The 21,645-nt window shown below is 66.5% G+C and carries 17 protein-coding genes; 7 read left to right on the top strand and 10 right to left on the bottom strand.

Annotated features, from left to right (window positions below; genetic code table 11):
• Positions 1 to 67: 67 nt before the first annotated feature.
• Together ACO07I_RS02620 and mfd are read left to right on the top strand one after the other, a co-directional pair.
• Complete coding sequence (locus tag ACO07I_RS02620) at positions 68 to 337, top strand: succinate dehydrogenase assembly factor 2 (protein WP_422014019.1); 270 nt, start codon at positions 68 to 70, stop codon at positions 335 to 337.
• Entirely contained in the window at positions 337 to 3,834 is a 3,498-nt protein-coding gene (gene mfd / locus ACO07I_RS02615) for a transcription-repair coupling factor (protein WP_422014017.1), read from the top strand. The genes ACO07I_RS02620 and mfd overlap by 1 nt, the downstream gene beginning before the upstream one ends.
• Here the strand turns inward: mfd and ACO07I_RS02610 are convergent.
• From ACO07I_RS02610 to ACO07I_RS02595, 4 genes are all read right to left on the bottom strand, one after another.
• Positions 3,728 to 4,399: a TetR family transcriptional regulator gene (locus ACO07I_RS02610; protein ID WP_422014015.1), complete on the bottom strand. Its 672-nt coding sequence runs from the start codon at positions 4,397 to 4,399 to the stop codon at positions 3,728 to 3,730. The genes mfd and ACO07I_RS02610 overlap by 107 nt on opposite strands.
• 190 nt (positions 4,400 to 4,589) lie before the next feature.
• Entirely contained in the window at positions 4,590 to 5,249 is a 660-nt protein-coding gene (locus ACO07I_RS02605) for a DsbA family oxidoreductase (protein WP_422014013.1), read from the bottom strand.
• Positions 5,246 to 6,391 carry a CynX/NimT family MFS transporter gene (locus ACO07I_RS02600; RefSeq protein ID WP_422014011.1) on the bottom strand — a complete coding sequence of 382 codons (1,146 nt, stop codon included), beginning with the start codon at positions 6,389 to 6,391 and terminating at the stop codon, positions 5,246 to 5,248. The genes ACO07I_RS02605 and ACO07I_RS02600 overlap by 4 nt, the downstream gene beginning before the upstream one ends.
• Before the next feature lie 50 nt (positions 6,392 to 6,441).
• Complete coding sequence (locus ACO07I_RS02595) at positions 6,442 to 7,203, bottom strand: SDR family NAD(P)-dependent oxidoreductase (RefSeq protein WP_422014009.1); 762 nt, start codon at positions 7,201 to 7,203, stop codon at positions 6,442 to 6,444.
• Positions 7,204 to 7,262: 59 nt separating this feature from the next.
• On the opposite strand from ACO07I_RS02595, the gene ACO07I_RS02590 reads away from it, so the two are divergent.
• A complete protein-coding gene (locus tag ACO07I_RS02590) occupies positions 7,263 to 8,030 on the top strand; it encodes an SDR family NAD(P)-dependent oxidoreductase (RefSeq protein ID WP_422014007.1) in 768 nt (255 codons plus the stop codon).
• A gap of 255 nt (positions 8,031 to 8,285) precedes the next feature.
• On the opposite strand, the gene ACO07I_RS02585 is transcribed toward ACO07I_RS02590, so the two are convergent.
• Positions 8,286 to 9,425, bottom strand: coding sequence for an alanine racemase (locus ACO07I_RS02585; protein ID WP_422014005.1), 1,140 nt, complete (start codon positions 9,423 to 9,425; stop codon positions 8,286 to 8,288).
• 15 nt (positions 9,426 to 9,440) lie between these two features.
• On the opposite strand from ACO07I_RS02585, the gene ACO07I_RS02580 reads away from it, so the two are divergent.
• Positions 9,441 to 9,983 (top strand): hypothetical protein, encoded by a 543-nt coding sequence (locus ACO07I_RS02580; protein WP_422014003.1) that lies wholly within the window; start codon positions 9,441 to 9,443, stop codon positions 9,981 to 9,983.
• On the opposite strand, the gene ACO07I_RS02575 is transcribed toward ACO07I_RS02580, so the two are convergent.
• Together ACO07I_RS02575 and ACO07I_RS02570 are read right to left on the bottom strand one after the other, a co-directional pair.
• Positions 9,980 to 11,617: a thiamine pyrophosphate-dependent enzyme gene (locus tag ACO07I_RS02575; RefSeq protein ID WP_422014001.1), complete on the bottom strand. Its 1,638-nt coding sequence runs from the start codon at positions 11,615 to 11,617 to the stop codon at positions 9,980 to 9,982. The genes ACO07I_RS02580 and ACO07I_RS02575 overlap by 4 nt on opposite strands.
• A gap of 35 nt (positions 11,618 to 11,652) precedes the next feature.
• A complete protein-coding gene (locus ACO07I_RS02570; protein WP_422013999.1) occupies positions 11,653 to 12,645 on the bottom strand; it encodes a Bug family tripartite tricarboxylate transporter substrate binding protein in 993 nt (330 codons plus the stop codon).
• Positions 12,646 to 12,816: 171 nt separating this feature from the next.
• Here ACO07I_RS02570 and ACO07I_RS02565 point away from each other — a divergent pair, with 171 nt between their 5' ends.
• Together ACO07I_RS02565 and ACO07I_RS02560 are read left to right on the top strand one after the other, a co-directional pair.
• Positions 12,817 to 15,384, top strand: a complete 2,568-nt coding sequence (locus tag ACO07I_RS02565; protein WP_422013997.1) for a tetratricopeptide repeat protein — start codon at positions 12,817 to 12,819, stop codon at positions 15,382 to 15,384.
• Between the two features lie 151 nt (positions 15,385 to 15,535).
• A complete protein-coding gene (locus tag ACO07I_RS02560) occupies positions 15,536 to 15,697 on the top strand; it encodes a hypothetical protein (RefSeq protein ID WP_422013995.1) in 162 nt (53 codons plus the stop codon).
• Between the two features lie 76 nt (positions 15,698 to 15,773).
• Here the strand turns inward: ACO07I_RS02560 and ACO07I_RS02555 are convergent, their stop codons facing one another.
• Positions 15,774 to 18,011 (bottom strand): DUF4114 domain-containing protein, encoded by a 2,238-nt coding sequence (locus tag ACO07I_RS02555; RefSeq protein ID WP_422013993.1) that lies wholly within the window; start codon positions 18,009 to 18,011, stop codon positions 15,774 to 15,776.
• Positions 18,012 to 18,156: 145 nt separating this feature from the next.
• On the opposite strand from ACO07I_RS02555, the gene ACO07I_RS02550 reads away from it, so the two are divergent.
• On the top strand, positions 18,157 to 18,708 hold the full coding sequence (locus ACO07I_RS02550; protein ID WP_422013991.1) for a DUF4303 domain-containing protein: 552 nt from the start codon (positions 18,157 to 18,159) through the stop codon (positions 18,706 to 18,708).
• 59 nt (positions 18,709 to 18,767) lie between these two features.
• Here the strand turns inward: ACO07I_RS02550 and ACO07I_RS02545 are convergent, their stop codons facing one another.
• Both ACO07I_RS02545 and ACO07I_RS02540 read right to left on the bottom strand, forming a co-directional pair.
• A complete protein-coding gene (locus ACO07I_RS02545; RefSeq protein ID WP_422013989.1) occupies positions 18,768 to 20,093 on the bottom strand; it encodes a carbohydrate porin in 1,326 nt (441 codons plus the stop codon).
• Between the two features lie 208 nt (positions 20,094 to 20,301).
• Positions 20,302 to 21,642, bottom strand: a complete 1,341-nt coding sequence (locus ACO07I_RS02540; protein ID WP_422013987.1) for an HlyD family type I secretion periplasmic adaptor subunit — start codon at positions 21,640 to 21,642, stop codon at positions 20,302 to 20,304.
• Positions 21,643 to 21,645: the final 3 nt, after the last annotated feature.

The following is a 21,645-nucleotide window of genomic DNA, read 5'->3' as shown; positions in this document are numbered from 1 at the left end:
CTGCGTGACTTCGCCATCGCCGCCGCCTATATGCTACGCCCCTTTTTGTTCCGAGCTTGGGGAAAACATGGTTGGCGACGCCGATCTGGAGACGCGGCGGAAGCGTCTGCTCTACCGCAGCACCTATCGCGGCAACAAGGAGAACGACATCCTCCTTGGCCAGTTCGCGCGCGCCCATCTCGGCGAATTCGGGGCGGCCGAACTCGATCAGTACGAGCGGCTGCTCGCGGTCGGCGACAACGACATCTACGACTGGGTCTCCGGCAAGGTGGAGGTCCCGGCCGAGCAGGACACGCCCGTCGTGCGGAAACTGTTGGCGTTCCGCGTGAGGTTCTAGTGGCTCTGCCGTTTGCCAGCGCTCTCGCTGCAATTCCCCGCAAAGCCGTCAAATGGACCCTCGCCGGCCTTCCCGAAGGGGCCGACGCCCTGGTGCTGGCCGAACTGGCGCGGGCGACCGGCGGCGCGGACATTCTGCATGTGGCGCGCGATGGCCAGCGGCTGGAGCGGCTGCAGGACGGGCTGCGCTTCTTCAGCCCCGATCGCGAGGTGCTGGTCTTCCCGGCCTGGGATTGCCTGCCTTACGACCGCATGTCGCCGCATCCCGACATCGTGGCCGAGCGACTGGAGACGTTGAGCCGGCTGGCCGCCCCGAAGTCGCCCGGCGCGCCGGCGCGGATCATCCTTGCCTCTGTGGGCGCCGCGCTGCAGCGCGTGCCGCCCAGGAGCCTCTACACCGAGGCGGCGACGATCCTGCGCAAGGGCCAGACCGTCGACGTGGCATGGCTCACCAAGTTCCTGGGCGAGAACGGGTATGGCCGGTCGGAGACGGTGATGGAGCCGGGCGAATTCGCCGTGCGCGGCGGTCTGTTCGATCTCTTCCCGCCGGGCACCAAGGAGCCGCTGCGCCTCGACCTGTTCGGCGACACGCTGGAGGCGATCCGTTCCTTCGATCCGATGAGCCAGCGTTCGACCGGCACGCGCGAGGAAGTCGTGCTCCTGCCGGTCAGCGAGGTCCTGCTGACGCCCGAGAGCATCGAGCGCTTCCGCAGCGGCTATCGCGAGCTGTTCGGCAACGTCTCGGGTGACGACCTGCTCTACGAAGCGGTTTCGGCCGGACAGCGCCATGTCGGCGTCGAGCATTGGCTGCCGCTGTTCCACGATCACATGGAGACGCTGCTCGATTACTGCCCTGGCGCCGTTGTCACCGCCGACCATGAGGCCGCGGAAGCCTTCGGCGCGCGCTACGAGCTGGTCGCCGACTATTACGACGCCCGCAAGAAGACCGGCGCCAAGGGCGGCATGACCGGCGGTGCGGACTACAAGCCGCTGCCGCCCGAGCGGCTCTATCTGAAGCCGTCGGAATGGGAGCGGCTGCTCGACGGCCGTCCCGTCGCCAAGTTCTCGAGCTTCGATTCGGCGCCCGGCGCGGTCAACACGATCGATCTCGGTGGCCGCCGCCACGAGGGCTTCGCCCAGGCGCGCACGGCGCAGGGCGTGAACCTGTTCGACAAGGTGGCCGAGCATGTGAAGACGGCCAATGAGGCCGGACGCCGTATCGTGGTCGCAGGTTATACCGACGGATCGACGACCCGCCTGCAGCACCTGTTGCAGGAGCATGGCGCCACCACGCCGGTGCTCGCCGCCGACTTCGCCATGGTGCAGGCCTTGCCGGCCGGCGTCGTGGCCGTCGTGATCTGGCCGCTGGAGCACGGTTTCGTGCTCGACGGCCTCGAGGTGATCGGCGAGGAGGACATTCTCGGCGACCGCCTGTCGCGGCCGGCCAAGAAGCGCCGGCCCTCGGAGCGTTTCATCGCCGAGGCCTCGGCGCTCAGCGACGGCGACCTCGTGGTGCATCGCGAACATGGCGTCGGACGCTACGAGGGGCTGTTGACGCTCGAGATCCATCACGCGCGCCATGACTGCCTACGGCTCACCTACGAAGGCGGCGACAAGCTCTTCGTGCCGGTCGAGAACATCGACGTGCTGAGCCGCTACGGCGCGGGCGAGGAGGGCGCCGTCCTCGACCGGCTGGGCGGCGTCGCCTGGCAGTCGCGCAAGGCGAAGCTCAAGCAGCGCATCGCCGACATGGCCGACCGGCTGATCCAGATCGCCGCCGAGCGTGCGGTCCGGCGCGGCGAGACCCTCAGTCCGCCCGACGGCCTGTATGAGGAATTCTGCGCGCGCTTTCCCTATGCCGAGACCGACGACCAGCTCCAGGCGATCTCCGATGTCATGGACGATCTGTCCTCGGGCAAGCCGATGGACCGGCTGGTGTGCGGCGACGTCGGCTTCGGCAAGACCGAGGTGGCCCTGCGCGCGGCCTTCGTGGCGGCCATGTCGGGCAAGCAGGTGGCGGTCATCGGCCCGACGACCCTGCTGGCCCGCCAGCACCACCGTACCTTCGTCGAGCGCTTCCAGGGCATGCCGCTGAACATCGGCCGCCTCTCGCGCCTCGTGCCCGCCAAGGAGGCCAAGGCCACCAAGGAAGGGCTGAAGGACGGCACCGTCAACATCGTCTGCGGCACGCATGCGCTGCTGGCCAAGAGCATCGAGTTCAAGGATCTCGGCCTGCTGATCGTCGACGAGGAGCAGCATTTCGGCGTCGGTCACAAGGAGCGCCTGAAGGAGCTGCGCGCCGATGTCCATGTGCTGACCCTGACCGCGACGCCGATCCCGCGCACCCTGCAGCTCGCACTGACCGGCGTGCGCGACATGAGCCTGATCGCCACCCCGCCGGTCGACCGACTGGCGGTACGCACCTTCATCACGCCGTTCGACGGGGTCACCATCCGCGAGGCGCTGCTGCGCGAGCAGTATCGCGGTGGCCAGACTTTCTACGTCTGTCCGCGGGTGGAGGACCTGGCGTCCGTCGCCACGGAGATCCGCGAGCTGGTGCCGGAAATTCGCCTCGGCATGGCGCACGGCAAGATGGCGCCGACCACGATCGAGAATACGATGCAGGATTTCGTCGAGGGCAAGTTCGACGTGCTGCTCTCGACCAACATCGTGGAGAGCGGTCTCGACATCCGCAACGCCAACACCATGATCATCCATCGCGCCGACATGTTCGGCCTGGCGCAGCTCTATCAGCTGCGCGGCCGGGTCGGTCGCGGCAAGACGCGCGCCTATGCCTATCTCACCGTGCCGCCGGGCCGGGCGCTGAACGAGGCGGCAGCCAAGCGGCTCGAGGTCATGCAGACGCTCGATACGCTGGGCGCGGGCTTCCAGCTCGCCAGCCACGATCTCGACATCCGGGGCGCCGGCAATCTCCTGGGCGACGAGCAATCGGGCCACATCCGCGAGGTCGGCATCGAGCTCTACCAGCAGCTGCTGGAGGAAGCGGTCGCGGCGGCCCGCGGGCGTTCGCAGGAAGCCGAGAAGTCGGAATGGTCGCCGCAGATCAATCTCGGCATCCCGGTGCTGATCCCCGAGGAATACGTTCCGGATCTCTCGGTGCGCATGGGCCTTTACCGACGCCTGGGCGGCCTCACCAACCAGGGTGAGATCGATTCCTTTGCCGCCGAGTTGGTCGACCGTTTCGGCAGAATGCCGGTGGAGGCGGAATTCCTGCTGAACACCGTTGGGCTGAAGCTCCTGTGCCGGGCCGCGCAGGTCGAGAAGATCGATGCCGGCGAGAAGGCCGTCGTCTTCAGCTTCCACCAGAACAAGTTCCCGAGACCGGACCGCCTGGTCGCCTGGATCCAGAAGAATGCGCCGCTGGTGAAGCTCAGGCCCGACCACCGCGTGATCGTGCAGCGGGTCTGGGCGGACGAGCGCCAGCGGCTTTCGGGCGTGACGTCGATCGTTTCCTCTTTGTCGAAGCTCGCCGCTTAGGGGCCTTCCGCGGCTTCGGTTTCGGCTTCATCAGCGCCTTGGCCGTGCGGCGCGCACAGCGCAGAAGCCAGTCGCTGAGCCGCGGATCGCCCGAGGCGCGGGCCAGGGCGACGGCGCCGACCGTGAGGATCGCCACGGCGGTCGCATCGGCATCGAGCGAGCGCTTCCTGCCGCGTGCCAGCTCGGCGATCACCCCGTGGAGCACATTGGCATAGGCGAGCCGGGCTGCCAGCGGGGAGCGGGCCACGTCGCCCGCGAGAGAGGAAAGCGCGCAGCCCTGCGCCGTGGCGCTCAGGGTGTCTCTGTCGAGATACTCATCCAGCACGGCTCCGGGCTTCTCGGCAGCGCGCAACCGGGGCAGCAGCCCGTGCCCCATCCGCACGATCTCGGCGAACAGGGCGTCCTTCGAGGTGAAATGCGCATAGAAGGCGCCGCGCGTCAGGCCGGCCGCCAGCATGATGTCGTCGATGTTGGTCCCGGCATGGCCGCGCAGCCGGAACAGCCGCGCGGCATGCTCGACGATCTCGGCCCGGATGGCGGCCTTTCGGGTGGCGCTGATGGGCATAGTATGCCGATGATCATATCATATGTTGATCGACATATGAATGGCCAAACACACAGCTTCACCCTGAGGAGCCGCCGCAGGCCGCGTCTCGAAGGGTCGCGACAAACAAGGCGTGCTCTGCCCATCCTTCGAGACGCCACGCTGCGCGTGGCTCCTCAGGATGAGGTCAGTGGTGATTTGCCTGAGGTGGCTACGCGGTCGACTGCGCGGCACTCGTGGCGGCGTCGCGTTCGGCGAGGTTGAAGACCTCGACGAAGGCGGGTGGCGGCTGGGCGCCGGAGACCGCGTATTTGCGGTTCACGATGAAGCAGGGCACGCCATTGATACCGAGGCGGCGGGCATAGACGTCAGAGGCGACGACTTCCTGGCGGCCGTCGTCACCCGACAGGAAGTGACGGACGGGGTCTTCGTCGATCCCGGACCGGACCGCGACCTCCACCAGCGTGTCGAGATCGCCGATGTCGAGCCCTTCCTCGAAATAGGCCTTGAACAGCTCGCCCACGACCTCGTCCTGGCGTTCGCTGCGGGCGCTCCAATGGACCAGCCGGTGCGACAGCACGGTGTTGGGGGTGCGCTTGATGCGCGAGAACTGGAAATCGATGCCGGCCTCGCGGCCGCTCTCGGCGATCGCCTGATAGATCTGGCGCGGCCGGTCGCCGCCGCCGAACTTGGCGCGGACATAGTCGTCGCGCGTCATGCCCTCGACCGGCATATCGGGATTGAGCTGGAATGGCCGCCAGGCAACCGCGACATCGGTGCGGCCACTCTGCTCCAGCGCGCGCTCGAAGCGGCGCTTGCCGATGTAGCACCAGGGACAGATCGTATCGGAAACGATGTCGACGTAGATCATCGGCCGAGCTTATGCCTTTCCAGCCAGTGCAGGAAGAGGCCGGCCCCCGCCGAAACGGCCAGGGCGAGCGTGGTCAGCCAGGCGGCGCTGGGCCAGCCGCCCCAGGCCACCAGGGCGCCGGTGATCGGGGGCCCGAGAAGTCCGCCGATATTGGAGCCCTGCATCAGCAGGCCGGTCGAGGCACCGGCCAGTTCCCGTCGCGGCGCATGGATCGGAATGGCGGTGAACAGGGCGCCCGGCACGACGCCGATCACCGCTGAGTAGACGCCCGCCAGAACCAGCCGCATGAGGTCCGGCACGCCGCTCACGAAGATGCCGGCGGCGCACAGGCTCATCGACAGGGTGGCGCCAACGATCACCGCGACCCGGGGCACGCGGCGGTGCAGCAGCCAGCCGGCCCCGAGATTGCCGCTGACATTCAGGATGGCGACCGCGGCGGTGACGATGGCGGCCGTCGAGGTGGAATAGCCCAGCCGCTCGATCAGGAGCGTCGGCAGGAAGCCGATGATGGCGAACCAGCAGCAGGCATAGGCGCCGAAGCAGAGCGCGATGGCCAGCGGCCCGCCGCTGGTGGCGACTTCCTTCATCTCCGCGAGGACCGGGCGGCGTGTCACCGGCAGGGGATCGAGCTCGCGCCGCGGCACGGCGCGCAGGAGGAGCGCGGCCGCCATCACCGCAGCCGCCCCGGCGGCGACCAGCCACACGGTGCGCCAGGAGGTGCCGGGCAGCACGATGGCCGCGATCACCATCATGGTGCCGGAGCCCGCCGGCATGTAGGTGCTCCAGATCGCCATGGCGAGGCGCTGGTCGGCCGGCCGGGTGAGACGCAGCAAGAGGGTCGGTACGGCCACGACGACGGTGATGAAGCCCAGCCCTTCGAGGATACGCCCGACCAGCAGCGTTTCGACGTTGGCGGCGAAGGCGCCAGCGAAGCTCGCCGCACCGGCGAGCAGCGTGCCGAAGATCGCAAGCCGCCGGTGGCCGACGCGATCGGCGGTCAGCGCGATCGCCATGCCGCCCAGTGCCGTCATCAGGTTGATGACCGACAGCAGCCAGCCCGCCTGTTCCAGGGTCGCGGCGAGATCCTCGCGGATCGACGGAAGGGCGGGCGGTGCCTTGCCGACCTGAAAGGCCGCGACCATGCCGGCCGCGACCAGCAGGGCGGCCAGCGGCCACGGGGTACGGGTTGGCGTCAGTACTGCACCCGCGCCGTGATGGCGCCATCGACCACCATGTTGATTCCGGTGATGAACGAGGCGGGCGCGCCGGAGAGGAACACGACGGCGCTCGCCACTTCCTGCGGCGTGCCCATGCGGCCCATGGGATTGCGCGCCAGCGAGCGCTTGTAGCGCTCGCTGGCGGCATCGCGCTGGCGGCCCCAGGTATTGCCGTCCTCGAGGATCGTGCCGGGCGAGACCATGTTGACGCGCACGCCCTTCGGCGCGAGCTCGATCGCCATCGACTTCACCATGGGCACCAGCGCCGCCTTGACCGAACGATAGGGCTGGGTGGGGCCCGCGACCTCGACCAGCGAGGTCGTGCCGATGATGGTGAGGGTGGCGCCCTGGCCGCGCGCCTCGAGATGCGGCCGCACGTTCAGCGCCGCGTTGACCGTGGCGACCAGGTCGACCTCGATGGCCTTGCGCCAGCCCTCGACCGTGTTGTCGGTGCCGAGCGCGCTCACATTGGCGACGAAATGATCGATGCCGCCCTCGGCCGCGAAGCCGTCGATCCACGCCTTGAGCGCGACATTGTCGGTGACGTCGAGCGCCGTGCCGCTGGCGCGGCCCTGTTGCCCGCGCCATTCCGCCTCGCGCTCCGTCACCAGTGCCGCATCGCGGGCGCAGAAGCCCACGACCGCGCCCTCGGCCAGGAAGGTGTCGACGATGGCGCGGCCGATGCTCTTGGTGCCGCCGGTCACCATCACGCGCTTGCCTTTGAGACCGAGGTCCATGTTTCCTCCGAACGGGTCGCTCGCCTATAAGGCCGGCATGAAACAGTGGAGCGTCCGGCATGTCCAAGCGATTCGACCTTAGCGGCAAAGTGGCCCTGGTGACCGGTGCCTCGTCGGGCCTCGGCGTTCACTTCGCGCGCACTTTGGCCGAAGCGGGCGCTTCGGTGGCGATCGCGGCGCGCCGGGCCGACCGGCTCGCCTCCCTCCAGACGGAACTTCAGCAGGGTGGTGCCCGCGCCGTCGCCGTCGATCTCGACGTCCAGTCGGCAGAGTCGATCGCGACGACCTACGACAAGGTCGAGGCGGCGCTGGGACCGCTCGATATCCTCGTGAACAATGCCGGAATTTCGATCGTGAAGCCGGCGCTCGAGATGCCTGAGGCCGACTGGGATTCGGTCGTCGATACCAACCTGCGCGGTGCCTGGCTGATGACGCAGACGGCGGGCAAGCGCTGGGTCGCGGCGAAGCGGCCGGGCTCGATCGTCAACATCGCCTCGATCCTGGGCCTGCGCACGATCGGCCAGGTGGCGCCCTACAATGCCTCGAAGGCCGGCCTGATCCACCTCACGCGCGCCCTCGCGATGGAGTGGGCGCGTTACCACATCCGCGTCAACGCGATCTGTCCGGGCTACATCGAGACCGAGATGAACGGCGATTTCTGGAAGACGCCGGGCGGTCAGCGCCTGATCGACCGCATCCCGCAGCGCCGCATCGGCCAGCCCGAGCATCTCGACGGCGCGCTCCTGCTCCTCGCCTCGGAAGCGGGTGCGTTCATGACCGGCAGCATCATCACCGTCGACGGCGGCCACACGGTGAGTTCGCTCTAGCGATCCATCGAGAGACCGGATCCCGGCAAATAAACGAAACAACCGAAATAAACGAAACAGTCGAAACGAGTGTCGCACCCCCCGGAATAAGGGGGCGTTGCGGCCCTTTGGCCGGCAAAAGACGCTCGCCGGGACTTCCGAAGGGCCTTTTTCAGGAGCCCGGTAGACCGGGATGATTGGGATTTGAAATGTCCCGTCGTCCAGAGGAAAGATCTCCGCTACGCGCCGGTGGCGCTCCGGTCCGGACGAGGATAGTCACCAGCCGTTGATGCGGTCGTAGACGTCGACCACAGACCGGCCGCCGTCGAGGTCGCTGTCGACCACGTAGTAGCGGTCGTAGGCGGCGGCGGTGATGCAGGCGTGGTTGGGCAGGATGCGCACGCGCGCGCCGATCGGCAGGTTGCCGTAGGGCAGCGTATCGTCGGCGGCGACGAAGCCATGCTCCTGAGAGCATTCGATCACCGCCATGCCGGCGGCCGGCGGATCGGCAATGGTGCCGTAGCCGACCTTGGGCTGGAATTCCTGAGCGCTGATGTCCTTGGAGAGCGCCAGTGCGCCGGCATCGACCAGCAGCTGGTTGCGGTGCGGGTAGTGGCCGATCACCGAAGCCAGGACCGAGAGCGCGATGTCCCCGGCGCCGCAGGCGCCGATATATTCCTGATCGAGGTCGTTGAAGACATAGACGCCCGGCCGCATCTCGGTGATGCCGGTGAAGTCGCGCGAGTGCATGGCGGTCGGCGTCGACCCGCCCGAGACGATGGGACAGGGAATGCCGGATTCGCGCAGTTTCTCCGCCGTGGTCACGATGGCCAGGCGCTCCTGCTCGGCGACGGCGGCGATGCCGTCGGGTGTGCTCTGGTGATAGGAATGGCCCGCATGGGTCATGACGCCGGCGAGGTCGACGTCCGGCGCCTCGTGCAGCACGCGCGCGATATCGAGAAGCCTGGGCAGGGCGGGATAGGGCAGGCCGGCGCGGCCGCCGCCGCTGTCGATCTCGATGAACACGGAGAAGGTGTCGCCGTCCTTTGCCGCCGCCGCGATGGCCTTGGCCACGCTGAGATTGTCGGTGACGACGCGCAGGTTTACGCCGCGCCGGCGCAGCTCGGTCACGGCGCCGAGCTTGGCTGGGATGATGCCGACGCCATAGAGGATGTCCTTGAAGCCGCCATCGGCGAAGTAGCGCGCCTCCGCCAGGGTCGACACGGTGATGCGCCCGTCATGGCCCTCGACGGCCATGCGGCCGATCTCGACCGATTTCGCGGTCTTGAGGTGAGGCCGCAGCATGACGCCTGCGTTACGCAGGCGATCGCTCATGCGCTTGAGGTTGCGGCGCAGGATCGCCCGGTCGAGAATGAGCGCGGGCGTCGGCAGGTCGTCGATTGTCTGTGTAGCCATGGCGACGGTTTTAGCATGCCCATCGAAAACGAACGCAAATTTGTCCTCAACGAGGGCGCCCTCAGCCTGGAGGCCGAATTGTCCGGGCGGCCGGGCGTGGCGCGGCATCTGCTTCGCCAAGCCTATCTCGATGCGCCGGGGCTTCGCATCCGCTCGCTGGAAGGCGAGGGCGAGACGACGCACGTTTTCACCTACAAGCGCACGATCGACGGCCAGGTCGTCGAGATCGAGACGGGCCTTAGTGCCATCGACTTCGCCCGCCTCTGGACCCAGCGCAGGGAGACGCTGGTGAAGGTGCGCTATTCGTGGACCGAGGGCCGCTATCACTGGGATGTCGACTTCTTCAAGCGCGACGACGGCTCGACCTATTTCGCGATGGCCGAGGTCGAGATGCCGGAAGACCAGATCGAGCCGCCGCCGTTGCCGGACTTTCTCGCGACGGATCTCCTGTTTGTCGCTCCCGCACTCGACCCGCGCTTCACGTCGAAGCGCATCGCCGACCAGGCGCACGCCACAAAGCTGCTGGCTGAGATCAGGTCGAACGGCGCTATAGGCTAGGACTTCCGCGGCCGGATCGGCGGCAGGGTGACCAGCGGCCAGGGATCGGGGAACTGGCCGACCGGGCAGTCGATCAACAATGGCGCCCCCTTGGCGATGCCGCGCGAGATGGCGGCGCCGAGCTCGTCCGGCGAGCCGACGCGCACGGCGTCGATGCCGAAGCTTTCGGCCAGCTTCACGAAGTCGGGGTTACGCAGCTCGGTGGCAATGGTGCGGTTGTTGAACGACTGTTGCTGGATACGCCGCACGTTGCCGAAAGCGCCGTCGCTGAACACGACCGCGACGACGCCGATCCCGTGCTGGGCCGCGGTCGCCATCTCCATCGCAGTAAACATGAAGCCGCCGTCGCCGCTGATCGAGACGACCGCGGTGTCGGGCTTGGCGACCTTGGCGCCGAGCGACGTGGCATAGCCCCAGCCCAGCGTGCCCTGATAGCCGGGCGACAGGAAGGTGCGCGGCCCGTAGCTCGGCCAAGCGAAGCGGGCAGCGTAGCCGATCTGCGTCAGCTCATCGACCAGGATGCCGTCGTCGGGCAGCGCCTTGCGGATCGCCTTGAGATAGGCGATCTGCGGCGCGAGCGTCTCGTGGATCTTCCTCGTGGCCGAGGCCTTGACCTCCGCGACATGCGCGGCCCGGCCGCTGTGTTTGCGGGCGTGCTTTTCGAGCCGATCGGCCAGCATCTTCAAGGTCGCGGTGGCATCGCCCACGATGCCGATCTCGGGCTTGCGCTGGCGGTCCAGTTCCTCGCTGTCGGCGTCGATGCGGATGATTTTCAGCGTGTCGTCGAGCCCCCAGGTCTGCTGCTGTGGCTGCAGGCGCGTACCGACCGCGAGCACGACGTCGGCCTCGCCCCAGAAACGGTAGCCGGCCGGCGCGGTTATGGAGAGGCGATGGCGTCCGTCGATCACGCCCTGGCCCATGCGGCCGGTCATCACCGGCGCGTCGAGCAATTCGGCGATGCGCTGGACGTATTCGCCCGCCCCCTGGGCACCGCCGCCCACCACGACCATGGGATGCGCTGCACCGCCCAGGAGCTTTGCGGCGCGTTCGACGGCCTCCTCGTCGACCGGGCAGGGATCGGCCGTGGCCGCCGTGCCGATCAACTCGACCGGCGCGCGCCGCGCCCAGGTATCCATGGCGCATTCGAGCGCGACGGGGCGGCGGCGGCCGGAGAGCAGGCGCCGGAAGGCCTCGTTCACCAGGCCGGGCGCGGCGCTGGGCGAGGGGATGCGGTCGGCCCACTTGGTGAGACCGCGCATGATCGCGAGCTGGTCGGGCAGTTCATGCAGCAGGCCGACGTTGCGCCCGATCATCGACTGCTGGATCTGGCCCGTCAGCGCCAGCACCGGCGCGTTGACGGCATAGGCCGTCGCCAGTGCGGCCGTCGTGTTGAGGAAGCCGGGGCCGGGCACGACCACGTAGGCCGAGGGCTTGCCGGTCGCCATCGCATAGCCCAGCGCCATGTAGGCGCAGGCCTGCTCGTGGCGCGCATGGATCGGCCGGATGGCGTTGGTGCGGTCGTAGAGCGCGTCGAAGAACGGGTCGTTCTGGACACCGGGGAGACAGAACAGGGTGTCGATGCCGTTCACTTCCAGCATCGACAGGACGGTCTGGGCGGTATTGAGGGTCTGCATGTCCCTCAGTCTACACGCCTGTAGCGGGGGGCGCGCTAGTCGACTCGCGCACCCGAGGCCTTGATGATCGGCGCGAGGCGGGCTTCCTCCGAATCACGGAAGGCAACCGTTTCGGCCGGCGAGCGCCAGATGGCGATAGAGGCCTGCTCGAAGAATTTGGCCTTGAGGTCCTCGCTCTCCAACGCCTTCTTGGACAGTTCGGAGAGGCGTGCCACGATGTCGGGCGGCAACTTCGCGGGACCCGTGAGCGTGGTCCACGAGCTGATGTCGAAGCCCGGCAGGGTCTCGGCGATGGCCGGCACCTCGGGTACGACGGGGCTGCGCTTCTCTGACGTGACGCCGAGCGCCCGCACCTTGCCGGGACGCGATTGCGCCAGCGCCCCGGGAATGTTGTCGAAGATCATCTGGATCTGCCCGGCCAGCAGGTCCTGCATTGCCGGCGCGGCGCCCCGATAGGGGACATGGACCATGTCGACCTTGGCCATGATCTTGAAGAGTTCGCCGCAGAGATGGAGCGTGGTGCCCGAGCCGGCGGAACCGTAGGAGTATTTGCCGGGGTTCTTGCGCAGCAGCTCGATCAGCTCGGCTACCGTCTTCACCGGCAGGTCGAGATTGACCACCAGCATGTTGGGCAGTTGCCAGATCGTCGAGATGAACGTGAAGTCGGTCTTGGCGTTGAACGGCAGCTTGGCATAGAGGGTGGGCGAGATGGCGTGGCTGGCGATGCCGCCGAGGCCCAGCGTGTAGCCGTCGGGCGGCGACTGGGCGAGCGCATCCATCCCGACATTGCCGCCCGAGCCGCCCTTGTTCTCGACGATCCATTGCTGGCCGCTTAGCTCGGTCATCTTGGCGCAGAAGATCCGCGACAGCGTGTCGGTGGCGCCGCCGGCAGGGTACGGATTGATGTAGCGCACCGTCTTGTTGGGATAGGTGCCCTGGGCGGAGACGATCGCCGGGGCGGCGAGGGTGGCCGCAGCGAATCCGCCCATGACGGCACGGCGCCCGATCGGGCGCGTCTTGAGTGTCATTATTTGTTTCCTCCCTTTTGACGCAGGGAGGGTGCCAAAAAACATGATCGCCGTCGATGGGGCGGCCTTGAAACTGCCACCCGAATGAAACAAAAGTCCTGCCAGTGGGAACTTTCGCCTGCCGGGTGCGAAATGGCTTTGGGGGCCGTCGCACTTCATGAGGGATCGGTCATGTGGGGTTTTGAGCGTGAGGATGCGGTGCGCATCGTCGCACGCGGTGCCGTGGTCGCGGCGTTGTGCGCGATCGTCGTCAGTCCGGCGGCAGCCCAGCCGAAACCCGCCGGGCCACCTCCTGCCAAATCCACGTCGCAAACACAGCCGCAGCAGGCTCCGGCGGCAAAGAAGCCCGGCGAGCCCTCCGAGGCCGACATCTGCTACGGCGTGACCGGGGCCGATGCTCCGACGAAAGTCGCCGCCTGCACCGAGGTCATAGACAAAGGACTGCTCACGGGCGGCCCCTTGGCGCTGGCCTACCTTCACCGGGGCCTGTCGGTGAGCGGGCCCGATGCCGACAAGCTTTCCAGGGCGGATTTCCGGACGGCCATCCGGATGTACAACGACGCTATCATGGCCCAGCCGCTGAATCCGCATCTCTACATGCAGCGCGGCGTCGTCCATCAAACGATCGGCGAGGCGGACCGCTCCATCATCGACTACAGCGATGCGATCCGGCTGGCGCCACGCGAGACCCTGCCGCTGATCAATCGCGGGGTCGTGCTCTACTTGCGTAAAGACAACAACGAGGGCGCGATCGCGGACTTCAACGCCGCGCTCAAGATCAATCCGAAGGAGATCAGCGCCTGGACGAACCGCGGCATCGTCTACCGCCGCAAGGGCGACCTCAATCAGGCGATCACGGACTTCACGACCGCGATCAAGCTTCTGCCCGAGAAGATCCAGCCTGTGTCGTTCTCCCAGGTCCACGACACCATCACCAGCCAGCTCGACAGGTCTCCCCAGCAGGAGGCCAATCGCATCGCGCTGCAGGCCGCCTTCGCCTTTCTTCAACGCGGCCTCGCCTGGTACGACAAGAGTGACTATGACAAGGCGATCGCGGACTTCTCCGAGGCGATCCGCCTCAACCCGCGCGACCCGGCGCCCTATGTCGGCCGAGGCGCGTCCTACATGTACAAGAATGAGGTGAAGCAGGGGATCGCCGACTTCAGCGAGAGCATCAAGCTGAAGCCGGGCCAGGCCTTCGCCCACCTGCAACGCGGAATCGCCTATCATCGCGTCGGCGATTCGGACAAGGCGCTCGAGGACTACACGATCGCGCACGAGCTGACGCCCAAGGATCCGGGTCCGCTCGTCAATCGCGGCATCCTCTACTACACGAAGAAGGGCAAGTTCGAGGAGGCGGTCGCGGACTTCGACCAGGCCCTCAAGCTCAACCCCAAGGAAATCAACGCCCTCATCAACCGCGGCGTAACCTGGCGCCAGCGCAACGATCCCGACCGCGCCATCGTCGACTTCAACGAGGCGGTGCGGCTCGGCCTGCAGACCGCCAACATCCTGAAGCTCACGCAGAAGGACAAGGACGGGAAGCGGGACCCGGCCACGGCGCAGATCGCCGACCAGGTGGCCAATGCCTACTACCAGCGTGGCATGGCCCTGATCGACAAGCAGGAATACGAGGCCGCGGTGAAGGACTTCGAATCGGCCCTGGACATCAACGAAAAAGAGCCGCGCGCCTATCTCGGCCGCGGTGCGGCCTATCTCAAGATGGACAAGGCCAGGGAAGCCGTCGCCGATCTCGACCTCGCCATCAAGCTGGCACCCGGCATGGCCTTCGCGTTCTTCGAGCGGGGCGCCGCCTACCACCGCATCGACGACTATGACCATGCGATCGACGACTATACCTCGTCGATCGCGCTCGATCCCAAGGAGCCGCTGGCCTACATCAACCGCGGCATGGCGCAGATCTTCAAGAATCGACTCGATGCCGCCATCGCCGATTTCGACGCCGCGCTCCTCATCAGTCCCGACGACATCAATGCGCTCATCCAGCGCGGCTTCGCCTATGGGCTGAAGAAGGACTTCCCGCGGGCGCTCGCCGACATCAACGATGCGCTGCGCCTGTCGCCGGGTAACCCGACGGCCCTGTATTATCGCGCCCAGGTGCTGGTCCTGCGCGGCGATGTCGTCCGCGCGATCGAGGACTACTCCCAGGCGCTGCGCGTCGACGTGAAGAATCCACGCATCTACGCCAGCCGCGCCAACCTCTTCAGCAGCATCGGCGAATACGACAAGGCGATCGAGGACCTGAACAGCGCGATCCGCCTCCGGCCGCGTGACGCCAACCTGTATCTCAATCGCGGTATCGCGTTCTTCAACAAAGGCGACTACGCCAAGGCCGTTTCCGACTATGACGAGACGCTGAAACTCGACCCCAAGATGACGCCGGCGTTCAACAACCGGTGCCTGACGCGAGCGGTGATGGGGGCCAACCTCGACGAGGCACTTGCCGACTGCAACGAGGTCCTACGGCAGCTCCCGAACGATCCCTATGCCCATGACAATATCGGGCTGATCCATCTCAAGCAGAAGCAATATGACAAGGCGATCGCCGAATACGACGCTTCGCTCAGGATCGATCCCCAGCGCGCCCGGGCCCTCTACGGACGCGGCCTCGCGAAGGCGCGCAAGGGCGAGGGGCCGGCCGGCATCGCGGATATGTCGACGGCAAGCGGCATCCAGCCGAGCATCTCCAACGAGTTCACGAGGTACGGCGTCAACTGAGCGTCGCCGGCGGCCGCCATGCGGTCGTGCCTCCATGCGGCCCGCGCAACACTCTCGTCGCGCGAGTTGGACCTCTCGCCGGTTCGGCCCTATGTAGGAATCTGGAGTTGCGCATCTGCGAGCACTCCCAATTCTGAAAGGGGGAAACGACATGTTCTTCAACGAGTACATCGCATCCACCGACCTCATTGCCATCGTAGCCGTGGTGATCTTCGGTCTTCTCGGACTGGTGCGGCGCCAGCGCGTGTGGCTGGTCGCGGCGACGATCGTGCTGCTGATCTGGGCCGTGGTCCGTTTCATCCGTACGTTCTGACGCTCCGCCGGCAGCCCGCGTTGAAGCTGACGACCGGCAACGAGTGGCGGTCGGCGGCGAAAGGTGAAGCCTTTGCCTACACGACGAACAGCCCGTCGGCGTTGGTCCGGATCGATATGACGAGGTCCTGGTAGTCGTTGTCGCCCCACGTCGACGGGAGATCCTCGAAGCCGAGCGACATTTCCAGTCCTCCCTGGGAGGTTCCCGAGAGAACCTGGACCATGTCGCCCGGATTGAGCGTCGAGAAAGTGTGGAAGATCACGGCCCCGTCCAACAAGCCGCGCGATTCGCTGAACAGGATCGGCGGAAGTCCGGCATCGAGCGTGGCAGGATCGTCGGATCCCGGGGCGCGGAACGAGAGATCGTCTGGCAGCCCACCCAGCCGATTGTAGCCGTCCTGGATCAGGAAGAAGCCCAGCCGCGTATCGGCGTCGGGCGTGAGCTCGACGGTGCGGGCCCCCATCGCCACGTTGAGCGTGTTGGCGAACAGGATATGGACGTCGCCCAGCACGCCGCCGGTCGCGACTTCGTAGTAGCCGAAGGAGTTCGCGTAGGTCGATATGGCCGACTTAAAGTCTAGCGTGAAGGTCACCGAGCCGTCGCCCTCGAGATAGGCGTCGCTGGCAATGCCGTTGATGAACGAGGAGGCGACACGCACACCTTCCTGCAGGGCAGGCAGGAAGTTCACGAAGGTGAAAGTCGTGTGGGCGTCGACGCCCATGCCCCGAGCCGCCGCGATGAAGTCTCCGCCCTCGAAAGATCCGCCGAGATTGACCGAGTTGGCCCCGGCGCTGAGCGTCGCAAAGGTGAAGTCGTCGTCGTACTGGATGTCGAGGTTTGAGCGGCCCACGAGCGAGCGCAGCACATCGACGGAGTGCCCGGCGCCGAAGCCGCTGACCACGTCCCGCGTGATGTCCGTCCAGGTGTCGCGCAGCGTGTCGATCCCGTCACCGAATTCGATGAAGTCCCCGGCAGCGCCGCCCTGCAGGATGTTGACCCCGAGCCCGCCGCGCAGCTGGTCGACGGCGGCGCCGCCCTGCAGCAGGTCATTTCCGTCGCCGCCGTCGAGGAAGTCGCTGCCGTTTCCGCCCATCAGCGTGTCGTTGCCGGCTTCGCCCTGGAGGTAGTCGTTGCCATCATTGCCGGTCAGTTCGTTGTCCAGCACGTTGCCGATGACGGTGTCGTTGCCGCGGCCGGCGATCAGGTGGCTGATCAGCGAGCGCGTATCGTCGCCGTACTGCAGCGCATTGTAGACGTTGCCCTGGGCGATGAAGCCTGCCGGAGCCGGGAGTGCGAGCGCGCTGTTCAGGTCCGCGAGTTGCTCGCGCGAGAAGGTGAGCCACCGTCCCGGGCGCAGATCGTCATTCTGGTCCTCGTCGAAGTTGCTGAGGTCGTACGTCGTGAGCGCGCCCTGCGTCCACACGGTCGAGAAGATCTTGTTCTCCGCCGTGACGCCGGTGTTCGGCGCCGCGGCGCCGTTGATGGACTGCTGTCCCGTGGCCTCGTCCCACTCGTAGAGCGACGTCGTGCCGACCTTGTCGAAGTTCGCGCCGTAGTAGGCCTGCAGCGCCGCGATATCGTACATCATGTAGCTCTGCGGCGAGGAGCCCAGGTGAGCCTCGGTCGCCGTGCTGGTATTGGCGCCGAGATAGCTCGCGTAGGTCATGACGGAGAATTCGTTGTCGTTCTGGTCCGCCGACAGAGCGCCGTTGTATGTCGAGTCGTGACCATGCTTCAGACCCAGCGCATGCCCCATCTCGTGCATGATGGTGTTGAAATGGTCGGTCCCATAGAAATCCGCCGGCGGCCGGCCATTGGTACTGAGCCAATTGTCGCCGGACTCGCGCGCGTCCTGAGGGGAGTAGGGACCGGGATTGGCGGGAAAGGCGGCCTGCGAACTGCCGCTCGTGAGTCCCGAGAAGCGCAGCGTCGCATCGGCGGCCGACGGTGAGTCGGCTTCCTCGAATTTCAACTGCGTGTAGGAGGCAACGAGGTCCATCGCCGCCAGCGCCGCCGCCTTCTGGTTGGCGGTCGCTTGGTGAAATTTCGCCAGAATATCCGTGTCCGGATAGCCACCGGGAACGCCCTGCGTATAGTCAGAGACGTCGCTCGGGAAGGCGTACTTCATGAGCGTTGCGGCGGTCGTACCGCCCAATGTGGTGACCCAGTGATAGTCCATCAGCAGGGCGCGCACATTGGGATCGGAGATCCCGCTGGAGTCAAAGGCGCCGCCGAAAAGGCCGCCTTTGGGCGTGGTGAGATCGCTTGGAGGCGTGTCGACGTCGTCCGGACCGTCATCTGGTGCGCTGGCCATTTTGCAGAAACTCCTGCTCGAAGGGTCGAGGCCTCTCATCTATCGCCCGACACTGTAGTGCGACGCAACGTCATCGATTGTTCGGGATCGAACCAGCGCAGGGGACGCCTGCGCAACCGCGTTGATGCTGCGTCGTTCGGGGAGGATGGTCATCGACTGGCAACGTTTGACGGGCGAAATTGCCCGTGCAGCGCATCTCTCGTTCTCCGCGCTTCTCGTTCAGCACGGGCACGAAGCCTTCTACGCTTTCGCGCTCTACACCGACGAAGATTGCTGGACCGTCGCGCCCGCCGCGAATTCGCTTGAGAGACACGAGGCCAGGATGGAGGAGCAGGGCGCACCCGATCCCCGGCAACGCGCGGCAGACAAGTGGTCGAGCGCCGAATGGGCCTTCGAGGCCTTCGCCGCAGAACCCTTCGATGCGATTTGCGAGCAGTTGCGGGCGACTGGAAGCGCCCTGCCGGACGAGGCGGCCGCGTTCGCCGCCTTCAAGGCCGGCGTCCATCAGGCCATGGTCGCGGCCCTGAAATCCCTCGACGAGTCAGGCTTCTTCGGCGCGCATCGTGCCGGCGCGGTGTTGTTCGTCACATCGTCGGACAATGAGGAAGCCGAGGCGCTGGAAGATCGCTCGGCGAGGCTCCTGAACCCGCCTGAAATCCACGAGGCTTTCGGTCGTCGCTACGATGTCGGCGCGTGAGAGCGTTTGGCAACCCCGCGTCGCAATCGAGTCGCTCGTCCTTTCGACCATGATCGGTCTCAGAACGTCAGTCTGACCTGGAGACCCAGCACGAAGGCGTTGGGGATCGTGGTCACGCCGTTTGGCCGGATCACGTATTGCAGGTTGGGCATCAACGAGAACCACGGCGTCAGCTGGGCACGATAGTTGAGCTCGATCGTGGTTTCTGCGGACTGGACGCTGACCGAGCCTGGAGAGGCGGCGTTGGCGGCGTTCTGAGCCGCCACCAGAGTGCTGCTGATCCGGCTGTAACTGATCCCGAGGCCGATCGAATCGTCGTCTCGCCCGGCAAAGGTTCCTCTTTGCAGTAGCCCGACCTGCGCGATGTATTCGAGCATGGCGGTATCGGGGGCGGCGTAGGCGAGAACGGCGAAGGCCGTCAGTCCGCGATCCGTGCCGGGGGCAGCGCGGTAGATCATCTGGTCGGCCTGACCGTAGAAGCCCCAGCGACCGCGCGCCAGCGCCTGCGGGCCGGCGATGGGAGACCCGAGGTAGGGAACGTCGGACGTATCGTAGTATCCGCCCAGCCTGTAGTGGCCCTTCAGCCCGGCGGCCCCGAGGCGAGGCTGCCAGCCCAGCTGGGCTGGCATGATGACGCCAGTGGCGCCGGAGAGGCCGAGCTTGAAGCCGTTGGCCGGCGCCGCCAGCGTCGGGTTCACTTCGTAGACGCCCGTCTGGAAATAAATCTCGTCGGAGAGGCTGATCTTTGCCATCCCGCCCCAGCTGCCCGTCGGATAGATGGTGAAGCCGCTGTTCACGACGATGGCGATCTGCCCGCAGAAGCCGTTGTTCTGGAAGTAGCAGTAGATCGGTGAGGTCGCGAAGTCGTCCGACGCGTGCAGCCAGCCGAGCTTGATGCGAAGGCGGTCCTCCAGCAGCAGCTGTTCGTATGAAAGTTCGGCGAGCCGCACGTTCTGTCCGGCTCCGTACACTTCCTGCACCGAGATGATGCTGCCGATCGCATTGGCCGCCAGACTCTGTCCGGCGCGCTGGGTGAAGGTCACGTGGAGCTTGGCCTTGGGCCAACCCATAAGCTTCTCGAGATCGAAATCGGCGCCGGCGTCGACCTGCTCGGTATAAGCGGCGCCCTGCCTGAGCCCGCCGACGGGATTGGCCGCCGTTTCAGCGATGTGGTGCGCGCGCAGCGTGATGCCCTTGGCCTCGAGATCGCTGCGCGTCCCGTACCAGTCGCCCGTCATGTACTGCCCCTGCAGCCACGACGACAGACCCGGGCCTCTCGGCGCCGGTTCGTCGGCACACGCCGATCGGCTCTGCAGCGCGCTCGCCCCGAGGAGCCCGCACCACAGCGCGACCGCTGCGGCGCGGATCACCCGTCTCCCCGACATTGCCCGACTCACCCCTGGAACGGCAGCAACGAGAGCCCTTCGGAGAAGGCTCCCAATTCTCACATCGTCTTTTCCCTCACGAAGATGCAAAAGGCCATCGTTCCCGCGCCCGAGACGTTGCAGGTGAGAATCCCGCGGGCGTTGTTGCCCGTGCTCGCGCACAAGCGAAGGTCGTGCCTCTCGGGTCGGATGCTTTCGCGACGCCTTCTCAATCCTCGCGGAAGGCCCGCATGAGATGGTCCCGCAGCGGTTTCAGCAAATAGGAGAGGGCACGGCGACTACCCGTGTCGAGGAAGACCTCGACCGGCATGCCGGGCAGCAGCGTGATCGGCCCAAGCCGCGACACCGAAGCCGGGTCGAGGATGATCCGTACCTTGTACCAGCTTACGTCGGTCGCCTCGTCGACGAACACGTCCGGAGAGAGTCTGGCGACCTTGCCGGCAAGTTCGGGCGTCGTGTGCTGACTGAAGGTGGTGAGGCGAAGCAGTGCGGTTTCACCCGGCTGGACGTCATCGATGTCGTTCGGGCTCAGCCGCATCTCAACGACCAGCGCATCGGCGCTGGGCACGATCTGCATCAGGGTCTCGCCCGGAGTGACCACACCGCCGACCGTCTGGACGGCGAGGTCGTGGACGATGCCGGCCTGCGGTGCACGAATCTCAATGCGCTGGAGACGGTCGAGTGCGCCGATGCGCTGTTCGGCGAGCTGGGCCAGCCGGGACTCGATCTCGCGCAAACCAGCCATCGCCTCGGTTTGCCGGGTCTGGTCGAGCTCCATGATCTGAAGCTCCGTCTCGGCAATCCTGCCCTCGGCGCGGGCGATTTCGGCGACCAGTTGGCCATGTTCGCCGACCAGTCGGGCGCGAAGGCGACTGAGTTCCGCCACCTGGCCCAGCGTGGCGAGGTTCTTGCTGCGCAACGCTTCGGCACTCTGCAGCTCACGCTCGTTCCAGGACAGCTCCTCTGACTTGGCATCGCGGCGCTCGCCGAGACCCTCGATCTCGCGATGGATCTGCGCAATGCGCGCGTTGAGTTGGCGCTTCTGACCGGCGGCGAGGTCGCGGCGGGCGGCGAACAGCGCCTGCTCGGAAGTAACAAGCGCAGCCGCCTTGCCGGAAGATGCCGCGGGGCCGGGCAGACCGGGTTGCAGCTCGTCCGGCACGGCGAGGCTTGCGGCATCGTCGCGCTCGCCGACCAGGCGCATGCGCTGGGCCAAAAGGTGCAGGATCTGGTCCTCGACGATGGCGAGGTTCGCCCGGGTCAGGGTGTCGTCGAGGCGGATCAGCAGGTCCCCCGCGGCCACCCGGTCGCCGTCGCGCACCTCGATGCTGCCAACGACGCCGCCGTCCCTGGTCTGCACCCGCTTGACGCTTCCATCGACTACCAGTGTGCCCTTGCCGATCACGGCGCCGGCCAGCTCCGTCGTCGCCGCCCAGCCGCCGAAACCACCGACGAGCAGGGCGACGACGCCGAAGCCCAGAGCCAGATTTCGCCGGATCGCGCGCGTCGCAGGCGATGACGGTCGCTCGGCGGGGACAGTGGGATTCATCGA

The organism is Reyranella sp., from assembly GCF_965227665.1.
Classification (GTDB): domain Bacteria; phylum Pseudomonadota; class Alphaproteobacteria; order Reyranellales; family Reyranellaceae; genus Reyranella.
This window is presented reverse-complemented; position numbering and strand designations above follow the sequence as displayed.